The organism is Streptomyces sp. Xyl84 (genome assembly GCF_059731885.1).
In genome coordinates this window covers 1,323,017-1,341,380 of the sequence record NZ_AP029182.1, presented here as the reverse complement: position 1 = coordinate 1,341,380, position 18,364 = coordinate 1,323,017, and the positions used below count along the sequence as shown (strand labels likewise).

Annotated in this window: 18 protein-coding genes and 2 pseudogenes; 12 read left to right on the top strand and 8 right to left on the bottom strand. The window is 69.5% G+C overall.

The features are described 5' to 3' along the window. Positions 1–104 precede the first annotated feature (104 nt). On the top strand, positions 105–383 hold the full coding sequence (locus tag AC6I72_RS05785) for a hypothetical protein (protein WP_497999784.1): 279 nt from the start codon (positions 105–107) through the stop codon (positions 381–383). 267 nt (positions 384–650) lie between these two features. Here AC6I72_RS05785 and AC6I72_RS05780 read toward each other — a convergent pair whose 3' ends face one another. The 3 genes from AC6I72_RS05780 to AC6I72_RS05770 all read right to left on the bottom strand — a co-directional run bounded on the left by AC6I72_RS05780 (position 651) and on the right by AC6I72_RS05770 (position 3,231). After that, on the bottom strand, positions 651–2,165 hold the full coding sequence (locus AC6I72_RS05780; protein WP_497999783.1) for a DUF1254 domain-containing protein: 1,515 nt from the start codon (positions 2,163–2,165) through the stop codon (positions 651–653). A gap of 130 nt (positions 2,166–2,295) precedes the next feature. Next, entirely contained in the window at positions 2,296–2,496 is a 201-nt protein-coding gene (locus tag AC6I72_RS05775) for a hypothetical protein (protein WP_497999782.1), read from the bottom strand. A gap of 381 nt (positions 2,497–2,877) precedes the next feature. Further along, positions 2,878–3,231: a hypothetical protein gene (locus AC6I72_RS05770; protein WP_497999781.1), complete on the bottom strand. Its 354-nt coding sequence runs from the start codon at positions 3,229–3,231 to the stop codon at positions 2,878–2,880. Positions 3,232–3,302: 71 nt separating this feature from the next. Between AC6I72_RS05770 and AC6I72_RS05765 the strand changes: the two genes are divergently transcribed. Both AC6I72_RS05765 and AC6I72_RS05760 read left to right on the top strand, forming a co-directional pair. Beyond that, the gene (locus AC6I72_RS05765; protein ID WP_497999780.1) at positions 3,303–3,752 is read left to right on the top strand and encodes a MarR family winged helix-turn-helix transcriptional regulator; all 450 of its coding nucleotides are present in this window, start codon (positions 3,303–3,305) and stop codon (positions 3,750–3,752) included. Positions 3,753–3,842: 90 nt separating this feature from the next. Next, positions 3,843–4,532, top strand: a complete 690-nt coding sequence (locus AC6I72_RS05760; RefSeq protein WP_497999779.1) for an HIT family protein — start codon at positions 3,843–3,845, stop codon at positions 4,530–4,532. A gap of 45 nt (positions 4,533–4,577) precedes the next feature. On the opposite strand, the pseudogene AC6I72_RS05755 reads toward AC6I72_RS05760, so the two are convergent. Continuing rightward, positions 4,578–4,685, bottom strand: a pseudogene (locus tag AC6I72_RS05755) (IS5 family transposase); the annotation flags it as partial. Positions 4,686–4,792: 107 nt separating this feature from the next. Between AC6I72_RS05755 and AC6I72_RS05750 the strand changes: the two are divergent. Beyond that, positions 4,793–4,923, top strand: a pseudogene (locus AC6I72_RS05750) (transposase); the annotation flags it as partial. 97 nt (positions 4,924–5,020) lie between these two features. Here the strand turns inward: AC6I72_RS05750 and AC6I72_RS05745 are convergent. Continuing rightward, entirely contained in the window at positions 5,021–6,145 is a 1,125-nt protein-coding gene (locus tag AC6I72_RS05745; protein ID WP_497999778.1) for a PP2C family protein-serine/threonine phosphatase, read from the bottom strand. Between the two features lie 369 nt (positions 6,146–6,514). Here AC6I72_RS05745 and AC6I72_RS05740 point away from each other — a divergent pair, with 369 nt between their 5' ends. From AC6I72_RS05740 to AC6I72_RS05715, 6 genes are all read left to right on the top strand, one after another. Next, positions 6,515–6,961: a hypothetical protein gene (locus tag AC6I72_RS05740; protein ID WP_497999777.1), complete on the top strand. Its 447-nt coding sequence runs from the start codon at positions 6,515–6,517 to the stop codon at positions 6,959–6,961. 104 nt (positions 6,962–7,065) lie between these two features. Then, complete coding sequence (locus tag AC6I72_RS05735) at positions 7,066–7,284, top strand: ferredoxin (RefSeq protein ID WP_497999776.1); 219 nt, start codon at positions 7,066–7,068, stop codon at positions 7,282–7,284. After that, positions 7,281–8,684: an NAD(P)/FAD-dependent oxidoreductase gene (locus AC6I72_RS05730; RefSeq protein ID WP_497999775.1), complete on the top strand. Its 1,404-nt coding sequence runs from the start codon at positions 7,281–7,283 to the stop codon at positions 8,682–8,684. Before AC6I72_RS05735 ends, AC6I72_RS05730 begins: the two co-directional genes overlap by 4 nt. 62 nt (positions 8,685–8,746) lie before the next feature. Beyond that, entirely contained in the window at positions 8,747–10,015 is a 1,269-nt protein-coding gene (locus AC6I72_RS05725) for a cytochrome P450 (protein WP_497999774.1), read from the top strand. Between the two features lie 21 nt (positions 10,016–10,036). Beyond that, complete coding sequence (locus AC6I72_RS05720; protein WP_497999773.1) at positions 10,037–11,083, top strand: NAD(P)-dependent alcohol dehydrogenase; 1,047 nt, start codon at positions 10,037–10,039, stop codon at positions 11,081–11,083. A 101-nt stretch (positions 11,084–11,184) separates the two neighbouring features. After that, positions 11,185–11,862 carry an HdeD family acid-resistance protein gene (locus AC6I72_RS05715; RefSeq protein ID WP_497999772.1) on the top strand — a complete coding sequence of 226 codons (678 nt, stop codon included), beginning with the start codon at positions 11,185–11,187 and terminating at the stop codon, positions 11,860–11,862. A gap of 272 nt (positions 11,863–12,134) precedes the next feature. Here AC6I72_RS05715 and AC6I72_RS05710 read toward each other — a convergent pair whose 3' ends face one another. Further along, positions 12,135–13,706 carry a glycoside hydrolase family 27 protein gene (locus AC6I72_RS05710; RefSeq protein WP_497999771.1) on the bottom strand — a complete coding sequence of 524 codons (1,572 nt, stop codon included), beginning with the start codon at positions 13,704–13,706 and terminating at the stop codon, positions 12,135–12,137. A gap of 527 nt (positions 13,707–14,233) precedes the next feature. On the opposite strand from AC6I72_RS05710, the gene AC6I72_RS05705 reads away from it, so the two are divergent. Continuing rightward, positions 14,234–14,653: a hypothetical protein gene (locus tag AC6I72_RS05705; protein WP_497999770.1), complete on the top strand. Its 420-nt coding sequence runs from the start codon at positions 14,234–14,236 to the stop codon at positions 14,651–14,653. A gap of 32 nt (positions 14,654–14,685) precedes the next feature. Here the strand turns inward: AC6I72_RS05705 and AC6I72_RS05700 are convergent, their stop codons facing one another. Together AC6I72_RS05700 and AC6I72_RS05695 are read right to left on the bottom strand one after the other, a co-directional pair. Further along, positions 14,686–15,804, bottom strand: a complete 1,119-nt coding sequence (locus AC6I72_RS05700) for a fatty acid desaturase family protein (protein WP_497999769.1) — start codon at positions 15,802–15,804, stop codon at positions 14,686–14,688. A 7-nt stretch (positions 15,805–15,811) separates the two neighbouring features. Next, the gene (locus tag AC6I72_RS05695) at positions 15,812–16,822 is read right to left on the bottom strand and encodes a ferredoxin reductase (RefSeq protein ID WP_498004603.1); all 1,011 of its coding nucleotides are present in this window, start codon (positions 16,820–16,822) and stop codon (positions 15,812–15,814) included. A 132-nt stretch (positions 16,823–16,954) separates the two neighbouring features. Between AC6I72_RS05695 and AC6I72_RS05690 the strand changes: the two genes are divergently transcribed. Continuing rightward, positions 16,955–18,094, top strand: a complete 1,140-nt coding sequence (locus tag AC6I72_RS05690) for a PucR family transcriptional regulator (RefSeq protein ID WP_497999768.1) — start codon at positions 16,955–16,957, stop codon at positions 18,092–18,094. Positions 18,095–18,364: the final 270 nt, after the last annotated feature.

Below are 18,364 nucleotides of genomic sequence, written 5' to 3'. Positions count from 1 at the left end.
GGCACACCCGCATGGGTGCGAAGGTCCCCCTGCTCATGCCACCCGCAGGTCCACTCCACTGCCCCTTCACGTCACCCGTCCGAGTGAATACCGACAGTCACGGCGTGCTCGAGGAGTCCGACGAGGCGACGCTCGTCCCGCTCGGTCACAAGGGCAGCCACGGCATCGTCGGCGCCACGTCAGGGAAGCGCACCTCACCCCAGCACCCCGGCACCCCGCTGACCGGCATGATGCACGCCTCCACCCACGTGCCGAGGTCTCCGCCCTGGACGATGACCTGCCCCGGGGCCTTGGGCAGGGTCCCGCCGGCGGGCACGTGGGTCTGGCACAAGCCGGTATGCCCGCTGGCACCTCACGCCCCCGGCACCACCCGGTGTTTGTGACGAGGTCGTTCTGGCCGCACTTCGACGCTGGGAGTGGCTCCAGGTGGGGTGTGACGGGGGCCGAGTGAGGGGCGTGTGGACGTTCGCGTGATTACTCACGTCCACTTCTTCCTGTCTCGCCCCACAAGGGTCGGACGTTCGCGGCCTGTGTACTTCGGTCCTGCCGCTGTGCGCCTGGCGCACTCCGTCCGGAGCGGTACGCCGGAAGCATGCCGCCCCTCACTGCGCGTCACCGAGGCCGCCGGCGCCCGGACCGTCGCGAAAGCGTCAGCCGACGCGGGCCAGTGGCGGGCACTCCCAGGTGGCGTCGATCGCCTCGGGGCGGGGCCGGTACATGCGAAGAGCCACGAACCACGTGCCGTCCTTCGCGGTGGGCAACCAGTTGGCTTCCATGCCCTGGCCGGGCGGCTCATCCTGCAGGTGGATGGTCAGTCCGCCGTCCCCGTCCCACTGCAGACCCGTGCTGCGGTCGCCCACCGAGTAGCGGCCGGCCGGGTTGGGGATGAGGTTCATGTCCTCGCCGTAAGCGGTCAGTGACCAGAAGGCGTCGACCGGCGGCAGCGCGTCCATGGCGAAGCGCAGTCGATACCGGCCTCCGGAGACCAGCTTGTTGCCTTCGGCGTCTTCGAAGTTGAGCAAGTAGACCGCTTCGGCCGGATCGTTGGCGGCGACGCCGAGCAGCGACTGGTCGGCGGCGCGTTTGAGGAAGTCGTCGCCGAAGCGTCCCATCTGCGGGGGCGGGTAGCGCCACCCGTTGACGAGGTGGGCCCAGTCGCCGCTGAGGGTCTGCTGCCTGAGCATGGACGTGCCGACGGCAGCGGCCCGGATCAGGCTCTGCCTGATCACGTCGGGCTGTGCTTCGACGTCGAGGCCGGGTCCCACGCCGATCTGGGCGAACTGCTGGAGAAGAACGTCGTGGTGGGACGGCGGGGGATTCTCGGCCAGCATCGCGTTCAGTGTCTTCCACGGTCCCAGAGGGTCCTCCGCCGCCGGGGTCGGGGTCAGCACGTCACGGTTCTCGGGGACCTCCGCGTCCGGCTTGCCGTACAGGCTGAGCGGGAGGAGGCGGTACTGCTCCTGCAGTGCCCGGACGCGTGGCACGTCGTCCGGGCCGCCGACGAGGGTGCGACCGAGTACGAGCACCCAGGGGCTGGGCGCCTCCTTCACGCGCCGCACCCCGGCGGGAAGCTTTCCCTTCCAGCCCGGGCCGAGAAGGGCGAAGCTGCCCGCGCCGGATCCGGTGGTGCGCTGACCTACGTAGTCGAAGTTGTCGGAGGTGATCCCGACGAGCTCGAAGGTGAAGTAGCGATCGCTCATGTCCGGATGGGAGAGGATGACCGGCTCACTGCCGAGATACACCCAGGCAGCCGAATACAGGGTGTCATTGTTCGGACACCCGCCGTCGCGGTAGGTCGCGTCCAGCAACCGCTCGGCGTGCCAGAAATGGTTGACGGGCGCGTAGGGGACCGTCGCCGGATTACGCGGCTGCGTCACCCAGTCGTGCCTCAGCTGCGCGTTGTAGATGTACGGGAACCCGTAGACGAACGCCTGCTCACCGAGGGTGTAGGCGTATTCGCCACGCCAGTCGTCCTTGCGTCCGGTCAGGATCGGCTTCACCGCCTGTGCCAACGCGGGCATCATGCCGGGCAGGTGGCGTGCGCGATTCATCGTGGACTTCGGGTGGCGAGCCGTACGTCCGGCGGCCCGTGCCGCCGTGACGGCCGTGCCGACCACGTCCTCGGGGATGCGCCGCCAGGGCAGGTGCTGTGCTGGTTCGGCCATGTCAACACCACTCCGCTCGACATGGAGGGTCTGCACTCGTCTATGGCGCCGCCGCATGGCGTCCGTCCTTGTGACCATCCTGCCCCGTCATGCCCGTCGACGCAGCCGGTGAAGGCGGGACCCGCCGGGCTCAGCACGTTCCGGCCTGACTGCGATCCTTTGCCCGCAGCGCCGGGACCGCTTCGGTGCGCCAGGCGGTCAGCCACCCGGTCAGCGGTGCCAGGACCGCGAGGGCCAGGGCCGTCACCAGACCGATCCGTCCTTCAGCCATGTCCGAGCGGCGGCGCACCGGATTGCGCCGCCACAGCCCCGTCATGACCAGGGGGACCATGCTCCACCTCCCCAGGTCTTCGGGCCCGGGAGTCCGGTCACACCGCCGGCCACCCCTGCATCGGACGCCGGCCCAGAACCGAACAGTCCCCACCGAGCAGATTTCGGGCTGCGGGGAGATGAGCCGTTGCCGGGGCTGTCCGGCGACCGCCTGCCAGCGCCCTGACCCGCCGGCGTTGACCAGGGCGATGCCGTCACGGCCGCCGCTTGAGGCGCCACCCCACAGCCTTCGCGCCTGGCCGGTGTGTTCGTTGTCACCGACAGCATGGCGGGCGCGGGCCACCCGTCCGGCCCGCCTGCTGCTGGTTTTCTGCGAGCCCTTCGGCCGGCGCTCTGGCCAGGGGGAGGTTCGTCAGGTCGGCGACCGTGGCGACGTGAGCTTTCACCGGCCGGATGTGCCGCGCTCGCCGGCGCCGGGTGGGTGCAGGAGGTAGGCGGAGACGAGGTGGACGGCGGCGGCCAGGGCGGGGCCGGGGAGCGTGGCGGGGGAGTGGGCGCCGGCATTGATGGCGAGGTCGGCGAGTTGGACGGCGCCGGCCAGCAGAAGCATCGGGTACAGGTCACGCCCGGTGACGGCGAGCCAGGTCAGCGCCGCCGCGATCAACAGGGAGCGGACGCCGTACATCTCGGCGAAGAGCTCGGGGCCTGTTCCCCCGGTGGCGCCCGGGAACGCCGTTGGAGCGAGCAGGGCCAGCACGCCGAATGCCGCTGAGCCGGCCGCCACCAACACGTTCACGAGGCGGAGAATCAGTTCGCGACGAGAACCATTCAAACTTCGAATCATTTCTGTACGCTATCATTGCCGGCATGGTCGAGAGAGAGGCGCGTTCGCCGGTGAACACCGTCACCTTCCGGCTCGGGGTGCTCGGAGCCTGGCAGGAAGCCCGCTACACCGAACGGCTGGCCGTGCTCGACCTGAAGCCCAAGCACGTCGCCCTGCTCAGCGTTCTCCGGATCAAGGGCGCCGAGTCGCAGCTCGAACTGGCCGGCGTCATGCGGGTGGCGCCCAGCCTGGTCGTCCAGCTCGCCGACCACCTGGAAACGCTCGGCGCGATCAAGCGCGTACGCGATCCCGCGGATCGCCGTCGGCAGCGCCTGACCCTCACCGACGACGGCAACCGCCTGCTCGACACGGCACATGGCCTCGCTGAGGCACTCGACGGAGAGCTGACGGAACCGCTCGACCCGCGAGACCGTGCAGCGCTCTCCCGCCTCCTGGAACGCCTGGCCGCTCACACCGGCCTCCCGACCGAGTGACGACAGACCTTCGCGCCGACGCACTGGCTCAGCGGGCGCGGCGTCCTGACCGGCGCGCCGTGGTACCCGGCATGGACCGGTGACCGCCCGGTGGTCACCTGCGAGACCACGGACGCGACCCCGCTGGACGGAGACCTGCGAGGTCCAGGACGGCGAGGAGGGTGCCGGCGGCCGGGTGCTTCCCCGGGACGGTGGAGTGTGAAGACTGCGGCCCCGCAGCCCTCTCCGGGACCCTGGTCCGGAGTAAAGGGCGCCGTGGCTGTGTACGCGAGTAGTGGTTCTGGCTCAACTTCTGCGAGCCGGGAGCGGTTGGTCGCCGGGCGAGCTGCCTGGCGCCTGTGGCAGGGTCAGCCCGTGGACTGCACATTCTGTGGACTCATACGTGACGACGCGGCGCACTGGGTGGCTCGTGAAGACGGGGCCTGCGCCTTCCCCCCGCTGGATCCATTGGCGCCTGGGCACACTCTCGTCATCCCCACACAGCACTACGCGGACGTCTTCGACACCCCGCACGACGTCCTCGCTGCGACGATGGCACTGGTCCAGCGCGTGGCCGCGGCCATGAGGAGCGCCTTGGACGCCTCCGGAGTCAACATCCTGAGCGCCGGCGGCCCGGGATCGGAACAGTCGGTGCCGCACCTTCACTTCCACGTAGTGCCACGGTGGGTGGGCGACGGAATCTCGACCTGGCCCGCCGGACGATCCGAGCACCACTTGACCGGCGACCCCAACGCGAGACTTGCCGCGTTCGTGGCTCGGGAGCGACATCACAGAAGTTGAGCCGGAGCCCGTTCCCGCGTTCACAGCCGGGCGCCGCACATCAGGGATCATGCTCTCGGAGTGCCCGGGTCTGGTTTCGTAGTCGCGGGCGAGTCGGCGGTGCATCATGATCCATCCGAGGCTTCGTTCCACGACCCGTCGCCTGGGCAGGATGGAGAAGTCCTTGACCTGGGCATTGCGGGGGAGACGTCGACATCGATGCCGAGTCTCGCGCCGTGTTCGACGGCCTGGTTCCTACAGCCAGTGAGATCCCAGGTCTCCGTAGAGGGCGGCGTGGAGTGCCCGAGAAGATGATGACGGAGGTCGGCACCGTCATCGTGCGGGGCCCCGGGACCGGCCGGGCACCTTCCGCCCCGCGGTGCTGCCGAAGCACGCCCGCCGCACCGGCGCTGCAGGAATTCCGTTACGGACTGGCCGGAGCCTGGCCTTCGAACGGCATGAGCGTCCCTGGCCGCGTCTGACGGCCGTGCGACACGCGAATCGATGGATCAGATCATGTCTGATGTCTTGTGAAGGTGCGGGACGCGGTGGACTGCGACGAGGGCGGCGTCGTCGTCCAGGCGACCTCCGGTGTGAGTGAGCAAGTCGCGGCGCAGGTGCTTGACCAGTGCGGTCGGAGGGCAGTGGGCCCAGCGAGCTGCGCGCTCGGTCAGCGGGTAGAAGGCACCGGAGGTGTCGCGGGCCTCGATCACGCCGTCGGTGTACAGCAGCAGGGTGTCTCCGGTGTCGAAGGGCACGGTGGTCTCAACGTGAGGGTTGGCCGAGGTGAGGCGCACGCCCAGGGGCGGCGCCGCATCGGCGGCGATCGGCCGGGGCTCCTGGCCCGGCCGCAGGAGCAGGGGTGGGGGGTGCCCGCAGTTGGTCAGACGGGCAAGGGGTTCGTCGTCCGGCAGGTCGAGGAAGAGCGCGGTGATGAAGTGTTCGCCCGTCTCGTCGTCGGTGGCGGAGAAGTCGGTGAGGTAGCGGTGGACGTGGTTGTCCAGGGTGGTGGCGAGACCGGGCAGGCTCGGGTGGCCGGCGGCGGTGAGGCGGAAGGCGCTGAGCAGGAGGGCGGCTTCACCGACCGCGGCCAGACCTTTGCCGCGTACGTCACCGATCAGCAGGCGGGTGGTGTGGTCGGCGCGGGTTGCGGTGTAGAGGTCGCCGCCGATCTGTGTCTCTTCCTCGGCGGCCAGATAGCGGCAGGCGATCTGCAGTGCTCCGATACGTTCCGGCAGAGGGCGTAGGAGGGCGCGTTGGGCGGCCTCGGACACCGATAGCGCGCGGGCCAGCAGGTGGCGGCGGCGTTCGCGGACCGTGGTGAACAGCACGATCAGCACCGACAGCAGGGCCAGCGCGGCGATCTGGGCCAGATGGTTGCTGGTGGTCAGCCCGCCGTGCAGGCCCGCGATGAAGACCTGGGCGGCGACGGCGAGGGCACCGACCGCCGCGGTGGTCCTCGGCCCGGCGAAGGACGGCGCGAGAGCGGGAGCGATCACCAGGAGCGGCCCGAGGTGGATGCTGGTGGGGGAGGGGACGTCGGCGACCGTGATCAGCACGATCAGCGCAATCGGGATCGACACCAGCCACCGGTTCTGCTGGTCCTGGTCCACCCATCGCGCTCGCACGACCATGCATTTCACTGTGCGGTCATTTCATCCCGCCCGCATATCGCCCCTTGTCACTGCTGACCGGCCACGCAGGGTTTCGCTCGACATGCCGTGCAGCGCAAGCGGGACTAGGCTTTCTGAGCGAGGCCGCAGCGAACGACACGCCCTGTGCCTTGGGCTCACAGGCTTCCCGGCCTCCCGAGTCACCACGCCCGATCAAGTGAATGATGCTCAGGGCGCCGGGAGAGACCGGTGAAGAGGTCGTTCTTTCCATACCGCTGCGGTGACACCTGAGAACCGCGCCGTTCCCCGCTGTCGGGCCCGGCGACGGCCATCCGCCTCGCGCCTCCCTGACGGGACCCGCGAAAGACGATGGAGACGAAAGGTATTCCCATGCGAACTCAGCGCATTCGGCGTCTGGTCGCGTTGTCCGCTTCGGGCCTGCTGCTGACCGGTGCAGCGGCGATCGGCACGGCGGGCAGCGCCTTCGCCTCGGAACATGGCTACGACAGCTCCTACAGCAGCGATCACGGCGGTCACGGCTGGTGGAGCGACGACGATGACGACGGTTACGGCTATGGCGGTGACCACGGTGGCTATGGCGGTGACCACGGTGGCTATGGCGGTGACCACGGTGGCTATGGCGGTGACCACGGTGGCTATGGCGGTGACCACGGTGGCTATGGCGGCGACCACGGCGGCTATGGCGGTCGCGGTGACCACGGTGGTTACGGCGGCGGTGACCACGGCGGCTATGGCGGCGATCACGGTGGTTACGGCGGCGGTGACCATGGCGGCTATGGCGGTGGTGGGGGAGGCCACGGTGGTGGCAGCCACTGATCGAGAAATCAACTGAGCGTGACGACGTGCGGTCCATCACGGGGCCGCACGTCGGGGGAGTCTCCTGCCTCCTGAGAAGCGCGCCTGCCCGAAGGAGTCCGCCCATGCGAATCGTCGTGGACCTGAACAGATGTCAGGGCTACGCACAGTGTGTGTACCTTGCGCACGAGGTCTTCCGGCTGAACGGTCAGGAGGCGCTCACCTATGAGCCGAACCCTGATGACGAGCGGCGCCTGCAGGTCGAGCGAGCCGCTGCGGCGTGCCCGGTGCAGGCGATCATGATCGGCCGCTCGGACGGCGAGGAACGGGGCGAGGCGCCATGACTTTGCGGGCTACGGTCGCGGAGCTGGTGCGCGCGTTCCGGGCCGGCGGCCGGATCGTCATCGTGGGGGCTTCCCTGGCTGGGCTGCGGGCCGCGGAGTCTTTGCGTGAGGAGGGCTTCACCGGTTCCCTGACCATCATCGGGGATGAGCCGTACGAGCCGTACGACCGTCCGCCGCTGTCCAAGCAGGTGCTCAAGGGCTGGGTGCCGGCCGACCACACGAAGCTGCCCCGTATGCGGGAAGTGGATGCGGACTGGCGGCTCGGGGTAGCCGCTGTCGGGCTGGACCGGGCCGCCAAACAGGTGCGTCTGGCCAATGGAGAGCAGGTGCCGTACGACCGGTTGCTGATCGCCACGGGCACCCGCGCGCGGCAGTGGCCCGACCCGGACGAGGCCGCCCTGGACGGGGTACACACGATTCGCTCGCGTGATGATGCCGCACAGTTGCAGAAGGAGCTGGCAGAGCCGCCGTCGCGGGTGCTGGTGATCGGCGCCGGGTTCATCGGCTCGGAGGTGGCCTCGGTCTGCCGGGAGCTCGACCTCCCGGTGACCGTCGTCGAACGGGGTTCGGCGCCGCTGGTCGGTGCGCTGGGCGGGGTGATCGGGGAGATCGCCGCGCAGCTGCAGCGCGATCACGGTGTGGACCTGCGCTGTGGGCTGGGCGTGTCGTCGCTGGAGGGCGACTCCGGCGGGCACGTACGGCGGGCACATCTGTCGGACGGATCCACCGTGGATGCCGATGTGGTCGTGGCCTCGCTGGGGTCGATCCGCAACGTGGAGTGGCTGGAGGGCGCCGGGCTGGCGGCCGGGTTCTGGGGGGTGGGGTGCGACGCCGGGGGACGCGCCTTCGACATCAACGGCGTGGTCACCGACAGCATCTTTGTGGCAGGGGACGTGGCGCGCGCTCCGCATGTGCTGTACGAGTACCAGTTCCTCGCGATGGAGCACTGGGACAACGCCGTGCTCGGTGCCCAGGCCGCGGCCCACAACATGGTGAACCTCGAACCCCACTACCGTCCGCACCTGCTGCTGCCCGGGTTCTGGTCCGGTCAGTTCGGCGTGAACATCAAGTCCGTCGGCGTGCCGCCTTTCGGCGACGAGATCGTCTTCACCCAGGGGTCCGTGGCCGACCGGCGTTTTGCCGCCGCTTACGGGCACCGGGGCCGCATTGTCGCCGCCGTGGCTTTCGACCACGGCAAGTGGCTGGAGTACTACGGGAAGCTGATCGAGCAGTCCGGTCCGTTCCCGCCCCCGCCGCCGGGCTGGGACCAGCCGCCCGACATGAAACCGATGCCGGCCGAGTTCCCGGACCCCCGGGTCCCGACGGCGATCCCCGATGTCGTCCTGACCGGCCATGCCCCGAGCGAGCGGACGGCCGAGTTCCGGCCCCGGCGCCACTGACCCGGTCCGGCGGGCCGAGCGTGCAAGCGGACAGCACCGACAGGAAGAAGGAGGGGAGCCTCGTGGTCGAGGAAACCCCTTGGCAGCAGGCCCTGCGCTACGCCAACCGCGCCAACCCGTACCCCTTCTACGAGGAACTCCGCAAGACACCGGTGGCGCGCCAGCCGGACGGCACCTACGTCGTCAGCACCTACCAGGAAATCGTCACGCTGCTCCACGACCCCCGGGTGAGTTCGGATCCACGAAAGCGCCCCGCTCCGGCCGCGGCCCGTGACGAGGACTCGGGGGAGCAGGCGGCCGAGCCGATCAGGGAGGTGCTGACAGAGCCGAACATCATCAGCTGCGATCCACCCGAACACGACCGGGACCGCCGCACGATGATGCCGCACTTCGCCGGCCCGCCCCATGCGCCTCACCTGATCTCCGACCTGGAACCCGACATCCGCCGCCTCGTGGACGGCCTCCTGGACGGCATGAGGGGCAAGACCCGGATCGATGCCGTCGACGACTTCGCCTACCCCCTGCCGGTGACGGTGATCTGCAAGGTTCTGGGCGTGCCGCTGGAGGACGAGCCGCGCTTCCACCACTGGATAGAAACGGCCCTGGACGCCCTGGACTTCGGCCCCGAGGCCGCCTCCGAAGAGGTCCGGAGCCGGCTGGCCGGGGCCCGGCAAGCCGTGCAGGACTTCGGGCGGTTCGCAGCCGAGCTGCTCGACCGGTACGCCGGCCGGCCCGGTCCGGGCATGCTCTCAGCCTTGGTGAACGAGGACGGCCAGGAAGGACGGATGACCAAGGGCGTGCTCGCGAGCAACGCCCTGCTCCTGATCTTCGCGGGGCACGAGACCACGGTCAACCTGATCGCCCACAGCGTCCTCACCCTGCTACGGCACCCCGACGCGATGGACGAGCTGCGCCGCCGGCCGGAACTGATCGTGCCCGCGGTGGAGGAACTGCTGCGCTTCGAGTCGTCGGTGCAGTTCTGGCACACCCGTTCCGCTCTGGAGGACATCGACATCGCCGGCACCACCATCCCCAAGGGGGCGCCGATCTTCCTGGCGTACGGCTCGGCCAACCGCGACCCGCAACGGTTCACCGACCCCGACGAACTCGACTTCGAACGCCCCGACAACCAGCACCTCGGATTCAGCCAGGGCATCCACTTCTGCTTCGGCGCCCCGCTCGCCCGGCTCGAGGTCCAGGTGGCGGTCGGCGAGTTCGTCCGCCGGGTGGACAACCCCCGGCTCGTCCAGGACCCGCCACCGTACCGGCACAACCAGATCTTCCGGGGACCGCGGCACGTCCTGGTCGACATCGACGGCATCCGCGACTGACCAGACGTGTGTGAGGGATCCATGCGGGCTTTTCAACTCGTCGGCTGGCGGAAACCGCCGGAGCTGCGCGAGGTGCCGGTGCCCGAGGCCGGACCGGGGCAGGTTCTGGTGAAGGTCGCAGGCGCCGGTGCGTGCCACTCCGATCTGCACATCATGGAGGCACCCGGGCCACCACGAGGGCTCGCCACCGAACTGCCCTTCACCCTCGGCCACGAGAACGCCGGATGGGTGGAACGGCTCGGACCGGGCGTCACCGGGTTCACACCCGGGGACCCTGTGATCGTCTACGGCTCCTGGGGCTGTGGCATCTGTGCCGCCTGCCGCCAGGGGCGGGAGAACTACTGCCAGAGGCTCGGGGGGCAGGGCCCGGGCCTGGGAGGCGGTCACGACGGCGGAATGGCCGAGTACCTGCTCGTCCCCGGCCCGCGGTACCTGATTCCCCTGGGCTCCCTCGATCCCCGCCAGGCCGCTCCCCTCAGCGACGCCGGACTGACCAGTTACCACGCCGTCAAACGGTCACTGCACCTGCTGGGACCGGGCTCGACCGCGGTCGTCATCGGGGCCGGCGGTCTCGGCCAGGTGACCATCCAGATCCTGCGCGCGCTCACCACGGCAACCACCGTCGTCGCCGTGGACACCGACTCCGGCAAGCGGGAAACCGCCAAGCACATGGGAGCCGACGAAGCGCTTCCCCCGGGCGACGAGGCGGTCGCGCGCATCAGAGACCTGACGGGGCAGCAGGGCGCCGAACTGGTGCTGGACATGGTCGGCATCGACCCGACGCTGCGGATGGCTGCCCAGGTGGCCAGGGTGCTCGGCCACCTGACCATCGTCGGCCTCGGCGGCGGAGCCCTGCCCGTCAACTTCACCAGCCCGCCGCACGAGTGCTCGGTCGCCTCGCCCTACTGGGGCACCCTCCCCGAACTGATGGAAGTGATCACTCTCGCCCAGCAGGAAAAGATCAGGGTGCTGGTCGAACACTTTCCGTTGGAACGCGCCGCCGAGGCGTACCAGCTCCTGCACGACGGCAAGATCCGAGGACGCGCCGTCATCACCCCCCACGCATGAGTACCGACGTCAGCGCGACCGACACGCACGTGCGGCGTGGTCGGGTGCCGGCGGACATGCACCGATGCGAACAGCGCTGCTTCAAGAAGGAGGCAGGTGCCATGACATCCCCCACCGATTCCCCAAGGCCCGTTCCGCCACGCGGCACCGGACCAGAAGAGAGCCCCCTGGCCGACGGCATGGCCGCCCTGGCGAACATGGGCTGGCAGATCCTGCTCACGATGGGCCTCGCCACCATCGCCCTCGGCGTCGTCGCCCTGGTCTGGCCGGGCGCGACCCTACGGGTCGTCGGCATTCTTTTCGGCGTCTACCTACTGGCCACAGGCGTCTTCCAACTCGCCGCCGCCTTCGGCACCCACGTCCCACGGCACCTTCGTGTCCTGCACTTCATCACCGGCGCAGTCTCCATCCTGCTGGGACTGATCTGCTTCCGCGGCACCCTGGAGTCGGTCCTCCTGCTCGCCCTGTGGATCGGCTTCAGCTGGCTGCTGCGCGGCACCACGGAGACGGCCGCTGCGGCCTCCGCCCCGGCCATGCCGGGCCGCGACTGGCATGTCGCCTTCGGGATCATCGGTGCTCTGGCCGGCGTCGTGATGATCGTCATGCCGTTCGCCTCGATCGCGACCCTCACCCTCGTGGTGGGCGTCATGGCCATCATCCTCGGGCTGACCGAAGTGGTCCGCGCCATCAGGACGCGCGTCGAGATCGGCCAGCTCGCTTCGGGCACGTCCGCCCCGGGGCGCCCCCGGTTCCACCCGCGTCCGCGCCCCCAGCACTGATCGGCTGGAAACGGTGAGTGGCGGTCGAGTCACTCGGACGCACGGGCCGCCGGAAACGCTCGCGGAGGCGATCTGGAAGGCGTTCAGTGGCGCCTTCCAGCGCATCGTCCAGCGGCGCCGGCCCTTGCCGGTCGGGTCCGTCCACACGGGTGGCAGCGGGATCGGGCGTGCACGGCGCCGCGGGGCGACGAGCGGGGGAACGATGTGCCGCCGGGCCGGGCTCCAGGGGTCGGCGCCCGGCCCGGGCGATCCCTACGAGCGTTCTGGCAGGCTCAACTCAGGCTCCACCGCTGGTTGTTCTGTCCGTTGCACGTCCACAGTGCGGTCAGGGCCCCGTTGGCGGTGGAGGCTCCGGTGACGTCCAGGCAGAGTCCGGACTGGACTCCGGTGATGGTGCCGTCGGAGTTGATCCTCCACTGCTGGTTGGCCTGGCCGTTGCACTGCCAGATCTCCGCCTTGGTGCCGGGCGCGGTCTGGTTGTCGTAGGCGTCCAGGCACATCCGGGAGTTGCCCGAGTAGACGGTCAGTTGCTGGGACGAGGTGTGCGTCCAGAGTTGGTTGGCTCCACCGCCGCAGGTCCAGATCTCGACCTGGGTGCCTGCGGTGGTGGCCGAGCCGGGCACGTCGAGGCACTTGCCGGCGCCCACCGCGTGGATCTCGCCCGTGGTGGTTCCGTCGCCGGTGCCGCTGCCTCCGGACATCCTGTACATGACAACCCCGTGTGCCGGGACCGACGCGCTGATCGTGCCCGAGGTGGTCGACGTCGCCCCGGACCACAGGTCGGTCAGCGTGTAGCCTGCGGCGCCGGTCTTGCCGACCGCGCTCGCGGTGGTGCTGATGGCCGCGGTCGATCCGGTCTCGTTGAACAGCGCGACGGACACGTCACCGTTCGCGAGCGGTTTGGCCAGGACGTCCAGGCCGTTCGACGAGGAAACCATGGTTCCCTGCCTGCCCAGCGGGTCCTGGTCCACCGCGATCACACGGGAGTTGGTGTAGGTGGCCAACGTGGTGGAGGAGGCGGAGGTCAGGTTCGTGCCGGCGATGAGCGGGGCCGCCATCTCCGCCCACAGGCTGAACTCCGAGCGGGCCTCGGTGTCCGACAGGCCGCTGTTGCCGACCTCCAGCATGTCCGGGTCGTTCCAGTGGCCGGGGCCGGCGTAGGAGGCCAGGCCCACGTTGGAGTGGAAGATCGAGAGCATGCTGGAGTAGCTGGCGGTGATGTCCCCGGTGGTGCGCCAGCTGTTGCCGACGTCCGCGCCCCAGGTCCACACCTTGTCCTGGCCCCAGTTGCACAGGCTGTACAGGATGGGCCGGCCGGTCGCGGCGAGGGCGTCGCGCATCGCGGTGTAGCGGGACTGCGCGGCCACCCCGTTGTTGTTGCAGTTGTCGTACTTCAGGTAGTCGACGCCCCAGGAGGCGAAGGACTGGGCGTCGGTGGTCTCGTGACCGAGACTGCCGGGGTAGCCGGCGCAGGTGGCGGTGCCGGCGTCCTCGTAGATGCCCAGCTTGAGGCCGAGCGAGTGGACGTAGTCGGCGGTCCCCTTGATGCCGTCCGGGAACTTCGCCGGATCGGGAACCAGCCGGCCCGAGGAGTCCCGGGAGTGCGTCATCCAGCAGTCGTCGATGTTGACGTACGTGTAGCCCGCCGCCTGCATGCCGTTGGTGTGCATCGCCTGTGCGGTGGACTTGATGAGCGACTCGGAGACGTTGCAGCCGTAGGCGTTCCAGTCGTTGAATCCCATCTGTGGCGTCAGGGCCAGGCCGTTGCCCAGCGCGGCCGCGGGCTGGGCCGTGCCGACGACGACCAGGGGGAGCGCGAGCGCGAGAAGGGCGCCGGCCGCCATGAGCGCCGACGTCCTCGACCGGCGCGCCAGATGACACAGCCTTCGTCGTGCGGGGGGAATGTGTGCGGGCATCGTCCGTGGACCTCCTGAAACGGGCTGCTCGTGGGGGTGGAGCCGGCGGGGGTGCATGGGGTGGTTCACCCGGGCACCCGCGCATGCGCGGGAGCAGGGGCTGGTTCACCGTCGGAAGGCGTGGCGCAGTTGGCCGGCTCCGGGAAACACCGGGGCCGTCCGTCGCCCCCCGGCCAAGTCGGCCTTCCTCGGGGAGGGAGCGCTCAACGGGTCACACCTGTGCGGTCAGCACTCGCGATCTCCCGGAGGAGGTGATCACACTTGTCGCTCTCCGACGAAAAGTGTTCGAAATTCCAGACAAAATGTTTGCTGTTGTGGAAAAGGAGGCTGGCACACAGCGGGGGCGGACTCAAGGGTCTGGACGGCATTGCCGTGGTCTCGCGCGAGGAAGTCTGGATTCGTCCCGGGTGCATGGGACCCCTGGGGACCTCGGGCCCGCGAGAGGCGGACCGGGCGTGCGGGTCCTCTTGGCCGTGGTGAGCGCGGGACACCACCGGCGGTCGGAGATCGCGGGGGCACTGGGCCGGGCGAATAGCGCCCTGGCGCACCTGCCCTACAGGCTCCAGGGCATCGGCCTGCTTGAACAGGTCGAGGACGCCGTACGGGACAGGCGCGGCGTCTTCCGGATCGCCGAACCGGTCGTACGACTGCACCGGATGCTGATGCAGCGGCACGAACCGGAACCGGTGGTCGGCCGGGCCGACCGGGTGTGGGACGAGAACGCGGACACCGTTGCCGGGAAGATCCACGGTCCGCACTTCGAGGAGCTTGCCCGCCAGTGGTGCTTCGAGCATGCCGCGCTGGAAAGCTTCGGGGTCCCGACGCATCACGTGGAGTGCGTGGCCACTCCGGAGCCTGCGGACAAGGGCGCCTGACCTCGGGTTCGTGAGCCAGGCGCTTGTAATGATCAGGCGGCGACGAGCTCCTGCTCACGGTTCGGCGTCCTGACCTCGGGCTTCCTGTTCGGCAGTGAGAGCCGGAAGACCTTGCGCCACGCGGAGAACACCTGCTTGGGCAGCGGTCCGGTGACGTACTCAAGCTCGTACTTCTCGAACAGCGCGCGCACCTTCACCGCGACCTCGGCGTACCGGTTGCTCGGCAGGTCCGGGAACAGGTGGTGCTCGATCTGATGCGACAGGTTGCCGGTCATGAAGTGCATGGCCCTGCTGCCGCTGATGTTCGCCGAGCCCATCATCTGGCGCAGGTACCACTGGCCGCGTGTCTCGCCTTTGATCGACCGGCGCTCGAAGACCTGCACGCCCTCGGGGAAGTGCCCGCACATGATCACCGAGTGGGACCAGATGTTGCGGACCAGGTTCGCGGTGAACGTGGCGGCGAGCGTGGGGAGGAACGACGGGCCCGACAGCAGCGGGTGGATCACGTAATCCTTGAGCACCTGCTTGCGGATCTTGCGGCCCACGGCCTTGGCCCGCGCGCGGAACTCCGGGTTCTTGCGGCGCCGCTTGTCCAGGTTCTTGCCGAGCTCCAGGTCGTAAGCTGCGATGCCGTACTCGAAGAAGCAGGCGTTGATGAAGTTCCACAGCGGCTGGCCGAGGTGGAACGGGTGCCACTTCTGGTCCTCGTCGACGCGCATGATGCCGTAGCCGAGGTCGTTGTCCTTGCCGATCACGTTGGTGTACGTGTGGTGCAGCTCGTTGTGCGAGTGCTTCCACTGGTCAGCCGGCGAGACGTGATCCCATTCCCAGGTGGTGGAGTGGATCTTCGGATCCCGCATCCAGTCCCACTGGCCGTGCAGGATGTTGTGGCCGATCTCCATGTTGTCCATGATCTTCGCCACGGACAGGCCGGCGGTGCCGAGCAGCCACGCCGGCGGGAAGACCGAGAACAGCAGCACGCCCCTGCTGACCAGCTCGAGCTTGCGCTGCGCCGAGATGACCTTACGGATGTAGGCGGCGTCTTTCTCCCCGCGGCCGGCGATCACCGCGTCGCGGATCGCGTCCAGCTCACGGCCGAGGTCCTCGATCTGCTCCGCGGTCAGGTGGTCGGTGGGGTCGATGGCGGTCAAAGTGCTCCTACCGTTCGATGTCGCAGGGGCCCGCTGCGGCGGACACGCAGGTCTGGATGAGGACGCCCGGCTCGGCCTCGGTGATCTCGCCGGTGCGCAGGTCGCGGACGGCGCCCGCCTTGAGCGGCGTGATGCAGCCGAAGCAGATGCCCATACGGCACCCCGAGGGCATGAGCACGCCGGCCTCCTCGCCGATGTCCAGCAACGGCGTGGCGCCGTCCGCGTCGACGGTCCTGCCGGTGGCGCTGAACGTGACCTCGCCTCCGTCGCCGGCGACGACGATGCCGGGGCGGAAGCGTTCGGTGTGCAGGCGCTCTTGTACGCCGTGCTCGCTCCAGTGCTTTTCGGCCGCGTCGAGCAGGCCGGCGGGCCCGCAAGCCCAGGTCTCGCGCTCGGCCCAGTCGGGCACGAGTTCGTCGAGACGGGCGATGTCGAGCATGCCGTCGGTGGCGGTGTGCACCTCGGTGAGCCGCAGCTTCTCGGCCGCGACCAGGTCGTGCAGCTCGCTGCGGAAGATCACGTCGTGCGGCTGGGGTGCGCAGTGGACCATGACGACGTCGTCGAACTCCATGTCGCGCAGCATGCCCATCACGGGCGTGATGCCGCTTCCGGCCGTCAGGAAGAGCACCTTGGCGGGCTTGGCCTGCGGCAGCACGAAGTCACCGGTCGCCTGGTCGAGCTGGACCAGCATGCCCGGTTTCGCCCTGCGGACCAGGTGGTTGCTGACCTTGCCGTCCGGGATCGCCTTCACGGTGATCGTGACGCGGCCGTCCTGGCGGTTCGTCGGCGAGGTGATGGAGTAGGCACGCCACAGGCGCACCCCGTCGACGTCGACCCCGATCCGCACGTACTGACCGGCTGTGTGGCCGCGCCAGCCCCGTCCCGGCCTGATCACGACAGTCGCGGCGTCACGCGTCTCGGGGTGCACGGCCTCGATGCGCCCCCGCAGGTCAGCCCCCGCACGCAGTGGGCTGACCAGGTCGAGGTAGTCCGACGGCAGCAGCGGCGTCGTGACCATCTCCAGCAGTTTCCACGCCCTGCTGCGGAGGGCTGCACTCGTCATGACTCCAGCTTGCTGCGCCTCAAGGCGTAAAGTCCTGACCGCAGGACGTAAATCTGGTCGGCTGAATTGTTCGCAGGGAACAAAGACGTGAGCCATGCAATCCGAAGGGCCAGCGAACTGGCCCTGGACGAGACGACGGTCACCGCACTGAGGGCCGCGCTGAAGACCACCGCCGACGAGGTCGTCCAGGCGATCATCGACGAGGTCCCCTCCTACGCCAACGCCCTGTCGGGCCACATGGGCGCCACCATCCGCCGAGCCGTCCGCACCGCCCTGGGGCACTACCTGGACCTCGCGAGCGGGAACGCCACGGGCGGCGACGCCGGCGACGCAGCCTACGAGCTGGGCCGCGGCGAGGTGCGCGACGGACGTTCGATGGACGCCCTGCTCAGCGCCTACCGCGTCGGCGCCCGCGTGGCCTGGCGATGCCTGGCAGCGGGTGCCGTGTCCGCAGGTCTGCCCGCCGCCGAGGTGGCCAAGTTCGCCGAGCTGACCTTCGCCTACATCGACGAGCTCTCCGCCGCGAGCGCCGCGGGCCACGCCGACGAACTGGCCGCCCGGGGCAGGGCCCAGGAGCGCCACCTGGAACATCTGGCCCGCGACCTCCTCGCGGGCGCGAGCCCGGACGTGTTGCTGGCCTCCGCTCAACGGGCCGGGTGGCAGCCTCCGGATTCGCTGACGGCGGTCCTGCTGCCCGCCGCCCAGGCCCGGCCTGCCTACCGGGCGCTCGACCCGGGCACCCTCGTCCTCGACGATCTGCCGGACGCCACCGGTGTGCTGCTCGTCCCCGATGCCGACCGGTCACATCTCTTGCGGCAGCTGACCGACCGCACCGCAGTGGTCGGCCCGGCCCGGCCATGGACTCGTGCGTCCGCCTCGTACGCACGAGCCGTACGCGCGCGCTCCCTCTCCTCCGATGTTCGCGACACCGAGGACCACCTGCCCGAGCTGGTGCTGAGCGCCGACGTGGACGCGTTCGCAGACCTGCGTGCCCGAGCCCTCGCACCGTTGCGGACCTTGTCTGTCGCGACCGCGCGGCGGCTGGAGGAGACGTTGCGGGCGTGGCTGCTGCACCAGGGCAGGCGGGACGAGGTGGCGGCGGCGTTGTTCGTCCATCCCCAGACAGTCCGGTACCGGATGGCGCAGCTGCGGGAGCTCTTTCCGGATCTCGCGTCGCCACACCGGGTCCTTGAACTGACGCTGGCGGTCGGTCTCCGGGCCGGCTGACGCGTACTTCGACCGTCCACGAACTCCCGGCGGACCCCGGCATCGTGCTCGGTGTCTGCCTGGACGTCCGTGCAGCCGGGACGGTTCGGGTGAGCGACCCGATCAAGGCGCAGCAGGTCGGCTGACAGGGAGCGTTCCACCACGAGTCGCCCACCGGCCGATCCGTCAGGCCCGCGTCCCGCACGACCAGCCCCACCCGGTCGCGAGTGAGCCGGAGTCGGCCGAGGAGGACGCCGGTCGCGTCCCGCAGGGTGTTGGCGAAGGCCGGAG